Below are 11,480 nucleotides of genomic sequence, written 5' to 3' on the forward strand. Positions count from 1 at the left end.
GGGTTACAGATGAAAGCAATGATCCTCGCTGCCGGCAAAGGCACGCGCGTTCGCCCACTGACCTATGAGCTGCCGAAGCCGATGATTCCGATCCTGGGCAAGCCGGTCATGGCTTACCTGGTGGAGCACCTGGCCCGTTACGGCGTGACCGAAATCATGGTCAACGTCAGCTATCTGCACGAAAAGATCGAAGAGTATTTTGGCGAAGGCCACCAGTTCGGTGTCCAGATCGGCTACTCGTTCGAAGGCTACACGAACGACGAGGGCGAGGTCGTGCCCGAGCCGCTGGGTTCCGCCGGCGGCATGAAGAAGATCCAGGAATTCGGCGGTTTCTTCGACGAAACCACCATCGTGCTGTGCGGCGATGCGCTGATCGACCTGGATCTGAAGTCCGCGCTGTTCGAGCACCGCCGCAAGGGCGCGCTGGCCACCGTCATCACGCGCGAAGTACCGCTGGACAAGGTCTCCAGCTACGGCGTCGTCGTCAGCGACAAGGACGGCCGCATCACCGAATTCCAGGAGAAACCGTCGCCGGAAGAAGCCAAGTCCAATTGCGCCAGCACGGGCATCTACATCTTCGAACCGGAAGTGATCGACCTGATCCCGGCCGACCGCCCGTTCGATATCGGCTCCGAGCTGTTCCCGCTGCTGGCCGAGAAGGGCATGCCGTTCTACAGCCAGACGCGCAAGTTCAACTGGATCGACATCGGCTCCGTCAAGGACTACTGGGAAGTGCTGCAGGGTGTCTTGCTGGGCGAAGTGACGAACATGAACGTGCCCGGCATCCAGGTCGACGAAGGCCTGTGGGTTGGCCTGAACACGAGCATCGACTGGAGCGAAGGCACCCGCATCGAGGGTCCGGTGTACATCGGCTCCGGTGTCAAGATCGACGCCGGCGCGACGATCATCGGCCCGACCTGGATCGGCCACGGCAGCCACATCTGTGCCGGCGCCACCGTGACGCGCAGCGTGCTGTTCGAATACACCCGAGTGTTACCGGATGTTACGCTCGACGAATTGATCGTCTTCAAGGATTATAGTGTGGACCGGTCGGGCGAAATGAAGCATATTTCACAATACGAGTCCGGTGAATGGGCCAATGCACGCGACCGTCGCGCCGCCCGCCGCCGTGAAGAACCGACTGCAGAATTACATCAATTACAACAGAAGAAAGCATGAAGATATATCCCGTCATCCTGTCCGGCGGCGCCGGCACCCGCCTGTGGCCCCTGTCGCGTGCGGCCCTGCCAAAGCAATTGCTGCCCCTGGTCAACGACAAGACCATGTTGCAGGACACGGCACTGCGCGTGACGGGCCGCCCGAGCGGCGCGGCCCAGCTGATGCAGCCGCTGATCATCTGCGGTAACGAACATCGCTTCCTCGTTGCCGAGCAGCTGCGCGAAATCAACGTCAAGCCGCTCGGCATCCTGCTCGAGCCGGAAGGCCGCAACACGGCACCCGCGGTCGCCGCGGCGGCCCACTTCCTGAAGTCGATCGATCCGGAAGCGGTCATGCTGGTGCTGCCGGCCGACCACGTGATCGCGGACACCGAGGCGTTCCACGCCGCCATCGCGCGTGCCGCCAACCTGGTGCAGAACGGTGCCCTGGCCACCTTCGGCATCGTGCCGACCGCGCCGGAAACGGGCTACGGCTACATCAAGAGCGGCGAACCGCTGCCGACCGAAGATCGCGGCTTCAAGGTCGAGCGCTTCGTCGAGAAGCCGGACCGTGCCACGGCCGAGGGCTTCGTCGCCGCCGGTAACTATTACTGGAACAGCGGCATGTTCCTGTTCCAGGCATCGAGCTACCTGAGCGAGCTGGAGCAGTTCCAGCCGGCGATCGCCAGCGCCTCCGCCGAGGCCGTCACCAAGGGCTACCGCGACCTCGACTTCTGCCGCCTGGACGAGACGGCATTCGCCGCCAGCCCGTCCGATTCGATCGACTATGCCGTGATGGAGCACACCCGTCACGCTGTCGTCGTGCCGGCATCGATCGGCTGGAGCGACGTGGGCTCGTGGTCCGCGCTGTGGGAAGTGCAGGAACGTAACGCGGAGGGCAATGCCTGCCGCGGCGACGTCTACCTCGATGGCGTGAAGAACTCGCTGGTGCGCGCGGAAAGCCGTTGCGTGGCCGTGATCGGTGTCGAGGACGTCGTCGTCGTCGAAACCAACGATGCGGTGCTGGTGGCGCACAAGGACCAGGTCCAGCGCGTCAAGCACGTCGTCGAGCACCTGAAGTGCCAGGACCGCACGGAACACCTGCATCACACCAAGGTGTACCGTCCGTGGGGCTGCTACGAAGGCATCGACATCGGCGACCGCTTCCAGGTCAAGCGCATCACGGTGAATCCGGGCGGCAAGCTGTCGCTGCAGATGCACCACCATCGCGCCGAGCACTGGATCGTCGTGTCCGGTACCGCCAAGGTGACGTGCGGCGACAAGGTCCAGCTGCTGACGGAGAACGAGTCCACCTACATCCCGATCGGCATGAACCACCGCCTGGAAAATCCGGGCAAGCTGCCCCTGCACCTGATCGAAGTGCAGTCCGGCAGCTACCTGGGTGAGGACGACATCGTCCGCTTCGAGGACGTCTACCAGCGCGCCTGATCCGCGCCGTTGGCACGAACGCGAATGCCGTACAGCATGAAGATGCTGTACGGCATTTCTACTTTTGCGCCCATGCAACGCAAAGATGATACATGGCAACTTTCTATTACTAATTTTTCATTTCTCTTGCGAAAGCTGCTACACTTCCGCTCAGCATTAATTATTGACTATGAGCCACTGGCGACGCCAGCAGGAGAACCCATGAAAAAAATCATTTTTGCAGCAACGCTGCTGGCCGCCTCGCTGGCCAACGCCGGTGCCGCCACCATCAGCTCGCCGGACGAGAGCCTGACACTGGTCACTGGCAAGAACTCGGTCAGCTTCGGCAACACCTTCGCCAATGCGAACGCAGGCGACATCTTCACCGACCGCTTCTACTTTACGCTGGCCAACGACGCCGACCTGTCGATCAACGTCACGTCCACGCGCGCGTCGACCGACACCGACCTGATCCTGACTGGTGTCAGCCTGTTCGATGCCGAGACCAACACGGCCATCAATGGCAAGCGGCTGCTGACCGGCGTCAAGGAGTACTGGAAGCTGACCGCCAACGACCTGATCGCTGGCGACTACTACCTGGCTGTCAGCGGCAAGACCGTTGGCGCGGGCGGCTCCTTCGCCGGCAACGGCGTGATCGAGGTGAGCGCCGTCCCGGAACCGGGCACGGGCGCAATGCTGCTGGGTGGCCTGGCCGTCCTGGGCGTGGCCGCGCGCCGCCGTCGCAACTGATATAGGGAGCTACCATGACCAAACTGATCAAATACTGCCTGGCCGCCGCGCTGGCTTTCGGCACCGCCCAGGCGCACGCCGGTTACATCGACCTGAGCCAGGTGCAAGACGTATCGGCCGTGCTGAACGATGCCAACTCGTACGACTTCGGCCACCGTATCGTGACGAACGCCGCCCCTGGCGCCGCCAACAACGGCTTTGCCGACCGCTACACGTTCGCGCTGAACACGGCTTACCAGACCAATGCGCTGATGACGTCGACGCTGTACAGCGATAACACCGGCCTCGTCATCACCGGTTTCAACCTGCGCACCGCCACTGGCGCGCTGGTGTTCGAGGGCAGCGTCAATCCGCTGTTCGACACCGCCGATCAGGCTTGGGGGTTCGAAGGCAACCGCGCGCTGGCCAGCGGCAACTACTACCTGGAAGTGACGGGCTATACGACCGCCGCCGACGCCAGCTACAGCGGCACCCTGGCCATCAACGCCGTGCCGGAGCCGACCTCGCTGGCCCTGATGCTGGGCGGCCTGGCCGTGCTGGGCGTGGCAATGCGCCGCCGTGCCTGAGCGATGACGCTATAATGAAAACGGAAGCTGCGGCTTCCGTTTTTTTTCGTCCGTTTTCGAGAGTGTCCTATCTTGCGTATCCTCCCATCCGCGCTGGCCTTGCTGCTGGCGGCATCCGGCGTCCAGGCCCAGGGGGCGATGCCCGGGCTGCAGCCCGCCCAGCTTGCCCTCGTCATCAACGACGACGAACCCAACAGCGTGGAGATCGGCGAGCTGTACCGCGTGGCGCGCGGCATCCCCGAACGCAATGTCGTGCACGTGCGCATTCCGAACCGGCCGCGCAAGCTCGATAGCGAGCAGTTCGCGCGGTTGAAGCAGGAGATCGACGCCAAACTGGGGCCGGACGTGGAGGCGGTGCTGATGGTCTGGACGGCGCCTTACGCCGTCGAGTGCAACGGCATCACGGCGGCCTACACGCTGGGCTTCGACCCCGACCAGTGCGCCAAACCCTGCGGGCCGGGCCACCAGAGCGCGTTCTTCAATGCCGGGCCGGCGGTGCGCCCCTCGGAGCGCCAGCTGCGCTTGTCGATGCTGTTGCCGACCGAGTCCGTCGACCAGGCCCGCGCGCTGATCGAGCGCGGCAAGGCGGCAGGCTTCCGCACACCGGCCGCCGGCGCGTATTTCCTGGTCACCAGCGAAGCTGCCCGCAACAGCCGTGCGCAGTTCTTCCCGCCGTCCGGCGCGGTACCCCAGCGCAAGCTGACCATACACACGCTGCGCGAAGATGCCATCGAGGGCAAGCGCGACGTCATGTTCTACCAGACCGGCAAGGCCCGGGTGGACAAGCTGGACACCCTGCGTTTCCTGCCGGGCGCGCTGGCCGATCACCTGACGTCGTTCGGCGGCGACTTGCTGGGAGAAGGGCAGATGAGCAGCCTGCGCTGGCTCGAGGCGGGTGCGACGGCAAGCTACGGCACCGTCAGCGAGCCGTGCAATTTCTGGCAGAAGTTTCCGAATCCGAACCTGCTGCTGCGCCACTACCTGAACGGCGCCAGCGCCATCGAAACCTACTGGCGCAGCGTCGCCTGGCCCGCGCAGGGCGTCTTTATCGGCGACCCGCTGGCGGCGCCTTACCGGCGCTGACGACGCGCCCGGGCGGCCAGCAAGGCGAACCCGCCCAGCAGCATGGCCCACGTGGCCGGTTCCGGCACCGGCGTCGTGGCGTCGGCGTCGTCGGCGCTCATGCGCCCGCCCGCGCGCGACGTCAGTGCGCCGCCCGCCAGGCCCGGATTGGCGGCGCCCTCGATGCCGGCCATCACCGAACGCAGCGTGAACTGGCCGGCAGCGAGGCCGTGCACCGTCTCCATCCCATACCCGGGCACCGCATTGCCCAACGGGCCCGCGATCGGTTCGAACGGTATTTGCTGGCTGAACAGGTCTTCGCCGTAGCGGTGTCCCCAGCCGCCCGCGCCGCTGCGCTGCATGTCCTGCGACAGGTCGACGGTCACGACCCGGCCGCCCGAGCGCAGCCGATGCGTGTCGGCCGTATCGGCAAAGCGGTGCGCCAGGCCCTCATCCGCCGTGGCGCCGTCCGCGTCGCCTGGCGTACCTCCGCCATTGCCACGGCTGGCCTGGCGGATGGCGCCATCCTGCAGGGCGCAGACGCCGCGGCCGTCGAGATCGGCCTGGCGGCGCTGCGCCCCCGCCTGCGCGTGTTCCTGCATGGTTTCGCTGCACGTACGCTGCTTGCGCTGCTCCGGCGCCGGTGCGGCGGCGGCGGGTAACGCCAGTACGCAGGAAATGAAGATGAGCGGGGCGAAGCGGGCGGGGAGAGCGGTCACGGCGGTCTTTCTAATCAAACATGATAGTTGTCAAACCGCAATTTACCATGAAATGATGCCGTTGATAATCTATTGTTGATTTTAGACATTTCGCCAGCCGTTGCGTCGGCGCCGCAGCGGTTAGTCCGTTCGGACTAATGCCTTGTCATTAAGGAGTCATAGCATCCCGATAATATGTAAGATGCAACAGGGGATGTGGGCGTCGTCGCGGCCGCATCCCTATTTCCATTAACAAAGTCCAGCCGGGCGCGCGCGCCGTGCCTGGGCTTCCATATCGCAGGGATTCACATGACCTTCCACGCTCCATCGCGCGCCGTGCCTGGCCGCCTGACCGTCCTGGCGGCGTTACTGGCCGGCTTTGCCGCGCCAGCGTTTGCCGCATCCGACATCGTCATCAGCCAGGCATACGGCGGCGGCGGCAACAGCGGCGCCACCTACAAGTCCGACTTCGTCGAGCTGTTCAACCGGGGCGCCACGGCCGTCACGCTGACCAACTGGAGCGTGCAATACGCCAGCGCCGCCGGTACCAGCTGGCAGGTTACGACCATCCCGAACGTTACCCTGCAACCGGGCCAGTACTTCCTGATCCAGCAAGCCTCGGGCAGCGGCGGCAGCGTGGCCCTGAGCCCGGATCTGACCGGCACGATCCCGATGGGCGGCAGCGGCGGCAAGGTCGCGCTGGTGCGCGGCACGACGGCGTTGACCGGTGCCAATCCGACCGCCAACGTGGCCGACCTGGTCGGCTGGGGCGGCAATGCCACGGGCTATGAAGGCAGCGGTCCGGCCGGCGGCACCGCCAACGCCACGGCTGCCGTGCGCAACGAGGCGGGCTGCGTCGATACGGACGACAACGCCGGCGACTTTACTGTCGCCACGCCGACGCCGCGCAACCAGGCCACGCCGGCGAACGTGTGCGGCGCACCCGTCGTCAAGCCGATCGTGCCGAACTGCCCGGCCAGCCTGGGCGTGGCGCAGGGCTATGCCGGCGTCGCGCTGCTGTCCGCCAGCGACGTGGACGGCATCGTCAACGGCGCCACCATCACGTCCAGCCCCGTGCCCGGCATCGCGCTGGTCGGTTTCAATGCCGCCGGCGCGGCGGGCGCCAGCGCCAGCGCGCGCCTGGAAGTGGCGGCCAGCGTGCCGCTGGGCAGCTATCCCGTCACGATCCGCTTCGTCAACGACCAGGCCCAGGAAGCGTCGTGCACCGTCAACGTGGCGGTGCAGGCGCTGGCCGCGGTGACCCGCACGATTCCGCAGATCCAGGGCGCCGGCGCGGCCAGCCCGGTCGCCAACACGACGCAGACGACGCAGGGCGTCGTCACCGCCAAGGTGGCCGGCGGCTTCTTCCTGCAGGATGCGGCAGGCGACGGCGATCCCACCACGTCCGACGGCCTGTTCGTCTACGCCACGGCAGCCGACAACGTGTCGGTGGGCCAGCTGGTGCGCGTTACCGGCACCGTGGTCGAATTCACGCCGACGGGCGCGGCCCGTTCGTACACGGAAATGAAGGACGTCACGGCGGCCGTGGCGCTGTCCGGCGGCCACAGCGTGGCACCGACCAATATCACGCTGCCGAACGCGCGCCTGGACCAGGTCGAAGGCATGCTGGTGCGCTTCACCAGCCCGCTGACGATCTCGCAGACCTCGTATGTCGGCAGCCGCGGCGAGCTGACCTTGTCGTCCGGCCGCCTGGAAATCCCGACCAATCGCTACGTGCCGCGTTCGGCCGAAGCGCTGGCGCTGGCGGCCGCCAACGCCAACAACCGCATCGTGCTGGACGACGGCCTGTTCACGACGCCGACGACCATCCCGTACATCGGCGAAGGCCCGACGGTGCGCGCCGGCGATACCGTCACGGACCTGACGGGCGTGGTGGACTTCGGCGCCATCGGCGGTGGCGGCGCCGGCTTCAAGCTGCAGCCGACGGCCGCCCCGCTGATCTCGCGCGAAAATGCGCGCGAAGGCGCGCCGTTGCTGCCGGGCGGGAACGTCAAGGTGGCCAGCGCCAACGTGCTCAACTTCTTCACCACGTTCACCAACGGCGTCAACCACCTGGGCCAGGCCACGTCCGGCTGCACGATCGGCAGCTCGACCAGCCGCAGCAACTGCCGCGGCGCGGACAACCTGGCCGAATACGTGCGCCAGCGCGACAAGATCGTGGCCGAGCTGAAGGGCATCGACGCGGACGTGTTCGGCCTGATGGAAATCCAGAACGACGGCGACTATTCGGCCGGCGTGCTGGTGGACAGCCTGAACGCCGCCTACGGCGCGCAGGTCTATGCCGTGGTACCGAAGCCGCCGGCGACGGGCACGGACGCGATCCGCGTGGCGATGATCTACAAGCCGGGCAAGCTGACCCTGGCCGGCCCGTCGATGTCGGATGCGGACAGCGTCCACAACCGTCCGCCGATGGCGCAAAGCTTCCGCGCCGTCAACGGCGAGAAATTCACGCTGGTCGTCAACCACCTGAAAGCGAAGGGCGGTTGCCCGGCCAGCGGCGCCAATGCCGACAACGGCGACGGCCAGTCGTGCTGGAACGCCACCCGCGTGCAGCAGGCGCAGCGTCTCGTCAACGGCTTCCTGCCGCAGGTCGTGGCCACGGCCGGCGACCCGGACGTGCTGGTGATCGGCGACATGAACGCCTACGGCATGGAAGACCCGATCCGCACGATCACGGCGGCCGGCTACGTCAACCAGCTGGAGCGCTTCGTGCGTCCGGTCGGCCTGCCGTACTCGTACGTGTTCGGCCATGAAGCGGGCTACCTGGACCACGCGCTGGCCAGCGCCGCGCTGAGCCCGCAGGTCGTCGGTGCGGCCGAATGGCACGTCAACGCGGACGAGCCGGAAGTCATCGACTACAACCTGGACGGCAAGCCGCAGGACCTGTACAACGCGCTGCCGTACCGCGCGTCGGACCACGACCCGGTCGTCGTCAGCCTGAACCTGGCGCCAAGCTACGTCGACGTGACGGCCGGCGTGCAGAAGGTCAGCTCCGGCCTGGTGTTCAACCGCGCCACCCAGCTGTTCACCGGCACGATTACCCTGGTCAATAAATCCGGCGCCGTGCTGAACGGCCCGCTGCAACTGTCGCTGGCAGGCCTGACTGCCGGCGTCACGCTGGTCAATGCCACCGGCAACAAGGATGGCGCGCCGTACATCACCGTCAACGCCGGCCTGGCGGCCGGCGCGCAGGTGGTGGTGCCGGTAGCATTCAGCAATCCGGCGAAAGCCGGCCTGAGCTACACGGCCAAGGTCTACAGCGGCAATTTCTAATCGATAGCATCGGCAACCACTAGGAATCACATCATGCACAAAGCAATCCCCCTGGCCCGCGTCGTTGCCGCGCTGGCCCTGGCCCTGGCGGGCGCCCATGCGGCCGCCGACACGACCTACAACGTGTCGATCGGCACCGGCGGCTTCGGCGTTTCGTCCGGCTGGCTGGACCTGCAGTTCAACGGTCCCGGCGTCGGCCTGGCGCCGGCCGCGACCGTCACGCTGACGGACTTCGTCGGCTTCGACGCCGGTGCCGAAGTCATCACGGCGGGGCAGGTCGGCGGTTCGCTGGCCACCGGCTACACGATCGGCAATGGCGATGCGTGGAACGACCTGTTCCATGCAGTCAGCTACGGCAGCGTACTGAGCTTCAAGGTGACGTTTGCCGGCGATGCCGACCTGTCCGGCGACATCGGTCAGTCGATCTTCAGCGTCTCGGCGTACGCGGCCGACCAGACCACGCTGCTGGGCGGTTCCTCCGCCGTGGATGGCAGCCTGGGAACCGTCACGTGGACGCCGGCCACGGTGCTGGGCGGCACGGGCAGCACGTCGTTCGCGCTGAACTCGGATGCGATCGCCATTTCGGCGGTCCCGGAGCCGTCAGCGTGGCTGATGATGGGCATCGGCGCGATGCTGGCCGCCGGCGCCGCGCGCCGTTCCCGCCGCGCTTGAGGTGAACCGATGATGGGGGCTGCCGGGTCGCCGTACCGCCCCGCAGGGAGCTGACCCCGAAGTTCGTTTCCGCTGCAACCCAAGGGGACAGGCACCTGCCTCGGAGCGTTACCGCTCCGAGGCAGGTGCCTGTCCCCGTTGCGTTTGCAGCCGCCGCTCGTTCATGGTTTTGTTGCGAAATAGTCGCGCAACGTCTGAATGGCCGAGCAAAATGATATTAGTCTGGACACTACTACTTCGTGCATAGTTAAATCCGCCCTTCATTTTGTCACGGACGCCAAAAGCGTCCTCGAGCGGAATATGCCAGTCCAGAGTGTCGACCATCCCGCGCCATCCCTGACCGAGCAGGCGCGGCAGCTGCCCCTGCTGCACGCGCTCGCCGACGCGCTGGACCTGCGCGAACTGCACCAGCTGCGCCGCTGGGCCCAGGGGCCGTTGCAGGCGGTACTGCCGCACGCGGTGCTGGCCTGCATCCGCCTGGGCTCGGACGGTGAGCCGCTGCGCATCGAGTGCCTGCATGACGGCGCGGCCATGCCCGCATTGACCGACGCGTTATGCGATCCCGCGCGCGGCCTGGCGATGGACGCGCAGCGCCTGTGGCGCCGCCAGGATGACGCGCCACTGCTGCTGCACCATGGCAGCGTCGACCATCACTACGAGGCGGCCCAGCTGCTGCGCCGGCTGGCCGCGCTGGGCCTGCACGACGCGCTGGCGCACGGCACGCCGACGCTGCCGGGCGGCAGCACCTTCTTCCTGCTGTGCGGCCTGCCGCGCCCACCCGAGGCGAGGGAAGCCGGCGACCTGCGCGTGCTGCTGCCGGCGCTGCACCTGGCCCTGCAGCGCATTTGCGTGTCCGGTGCCCAGCGCGCGCCGGTGACGCGGGCCTTGTCGCCGCGCGAGGCCGAGGTGCTGCACTGGCTGCGCGCAGGCAAGAGCAACGACGAGATCGGCCAGATCCTCGGCATCAGCGGCCTGACGGTCAAGAACCACCTGCAGCGGCTGTACAAGCTGCTGGGCGTCAGCAACCGGGCCCATGCCGTGGCGCGCAGCGACGCGCTGGCCCTGTCGGCTACCGCCATTCAATCTATTTCCAAATCTGGACGTAACTAATGGTTGCAAAAGCATCAGCAACCAAGGGTTTAGCAATTGCTCAACCGTTACCAGGCATGTCAATGGAAAACTCGACAGTGGTCCCTCTTGCAACGCTGTCATTTAAAAATTGTCTAAACCTTAAATGACGTGGTAGCCTTCGGTGTTCTCTCACCCGTTAGTGGGGCGTTGAAACACCATGCGCATGACAGATGTGCCGGCCGTTGCAGACGGCGGCAGGTCGCGGCCACAAGCCGAAGGCGCTGGGTTGCAAGGCTCCCCGGTAGTCGTGACTCGGAGGTTTGTTCGGATGCAAGCAGCAAAGGTTTATCGTAAGCAGTCCCGCGCCGCGCGCGGTTTTACGCTGCTGGAATTACTGGTCGTGATCGTCATCATCGGTTTGCTGGCGGCTTACGTCGGTCCGAAATATTTCTCGCAGCTGGGCAAGTCGGAAGTGACGGTCGCGAAGGCGCAGATCGAGGCGTTCGAAAAATCGCTCGACACCTACCGCCTGGACGTGGGCCGCTATCCGACCACGGAGGAAGGCATGGCTGCGCTGATGACGGCGCCGCCGACCGCGGGCGCCAAGTGGAACGGCCCGTACCTGAAGAAGGGCGTGCCGGCCGATCCATGGGGCCGCCCGTACCAGTACAAATCGCCCGGCAGCAAGGGCGACTACGAAATCACGTCGCTCGGCAAGGACGGCCAGCCCGGCGGTACCGGCGACAACGCCGACATCACCTCGCAGTAAGCCCCGCCTGCCG

The 11,480-nt window shown here is 66.0% G+C and carries 10 protein-coding genes; 9 read left to right on the top strand and 1 reads right to left on the bottom strand.

Annotated features, from left to right (window positions below; translation table 11 throughout):
• Positions 1-9: 9 nt before the first annotated feature.
• The 5 genes from E7V67_006905 to E7V67_006925 all read left to right on the top strand — a co-directional run bounded on the left by E7V67_006905 (position 10) and on the right by E7V67_006925 (position 4,984).
• Positions 10-1,179: an NDP-sugar synthase gene (locus E7V67_006905; GenBank protein ID WUR14833.1), complete on the top strand. Its 1,170-nt coding sequence runs from the start codon at positions 10-12 to the stop codon at positions 1,177-1,179.
• Positions 1,176-2,606 carry a mannose-1-phosphate guanylyltransferase/mannose-6-phosphate isomerase gene (locus tag E7V67_006910; GenBank protein WUR14834.1) on the top strand — a complete coding sequence of 477 codons (1,431 nt, stop codon included), beginning with the start codon at positions 1,176-1,178 and terminating at the stop codon, positions 2,604-2,606. Before E7V67_006905 ends, E7V67_006910 begins: the two co-directional genes overlap by 4 nt.
• Positions 2,607-2,807: 201 nt before the next feature.
• Positions 2,808-3,335 carry an FxDxF family PEP-CTERM protein gene (locus E7V67_006915; GenBank protein ID WUR14835.1) on the top strand — a complete coding sequence of 176 codons (528 nt, stop codon included), beginning with the start codon at positions 2,808-2,810 and terminating at the stop codon, positions 3,333-3,335.
• A gap of 14 nt (positions 3,336-3,349) precedes the next feature.
• Positions 3,350-3,901, top strand: a complete 552-nt coding sequence (locus E7V67_006920; protein WUR14836.1) for an FxDxF family PEP-CTERM protein — start codon at positions 3,350-3,352, stop codon at positions 3,899-3,901.
• A 72-nt stretch (positions 3,902-3,973) separates the two neighbouring features.
• Positions 3,974-4,984 (top strand): TIGR03790 family protein, encoded by a 1,011-nt coding sequence (locus E7V67_006925; protein WUR14837.1) that lies wholly within the window; start codon positions 3,974-3,976, stop codon positions 4,982-4,984.
• Here the strand turns inward: E7V67_006925 and E7V67_006930 are convergent.
• Positions 4,972-5,682 carry a PEPxxWA-CTERM sorting domain-containing protein gene (locus E7V67_006930; GenBank protein ID WUR14838.1) on the bottom strand — a complete coding sequence of 237 codons (711 nt, stop codon included), beginning with the start codon at positions 5,680-5,682 and terminating at the stop codon, positions 4,972-4,974. The genes E7V67_006925 and E7V67_006930 overlap by 13 nt on opposite strands.
• Before the next feature lie 288 nt (positions 5,683-5,970).
• On the opposite strand from E7V67_006930, the gene E7V67_006935 reads away from it, so the two are divergent.
• From E7V67_006935 to gspG, 4 genes are all read left to right on the top strand, one after another.
• Positions 5,971-8,955: an ExeM/NucH family extracellular endonuclease gene (locus tag E7V67_006935; protein WUR14839.1), complete on the top strand. Its 2,985-nt coding sequence runs from the start codon at positions 5,971-5,973 to the stop codon at positions 8,953-8,955.
• 33 nt (positions 8,956-8,988) lie between these two features.
• Complete coding sequence (locus E7V67_006940; protein ID WUR14840.1) at positions 8,989-9,627, top strand: NF038129 family PEP-CTERM protein; 639 nt, start codon at positions 8,989-8,991, stop codon at positions 9,625-9,627.
• Positions 9,628-9,927: 300 nt separating this feature from the next.
• A complete protein-coding gene (locus E7V67_006945; GenBank protein ID WUR14841.1) occupies positions 9,928-10,737 on the top strand; it encodes a LuxR C-terminal-related transcriptional regulator in 810 nt (269 codons plus the stop codon).
• A gap of 289 nt (positions 10,738-11,026) precedes the next feature.
• On the top strand, positions 11,027-11,467 hold the full coding sequence (gene gspG, locus E7V67_006950) for a type II secretion system major pseudopilin GspG (protein WUR14842.1): 441 nt from the start codon (positions 11,027-11,029) through the stop codon (positions 11,465-11,467).
• Positions 11,468-11,480 lie beyond the last annotated feature (13 nt).

Origin of the sequence: [Empedobacter] haloabium, assembly GCA_008011715.2 — a bacterium.
GTDB classification, from domain to species: Bacteria; Pseudomonadota; Gammaproteobacteria; order Burkholderiales; family Burkholderiaceae_D; genus Rugamonas; species Rugamonas haloabia.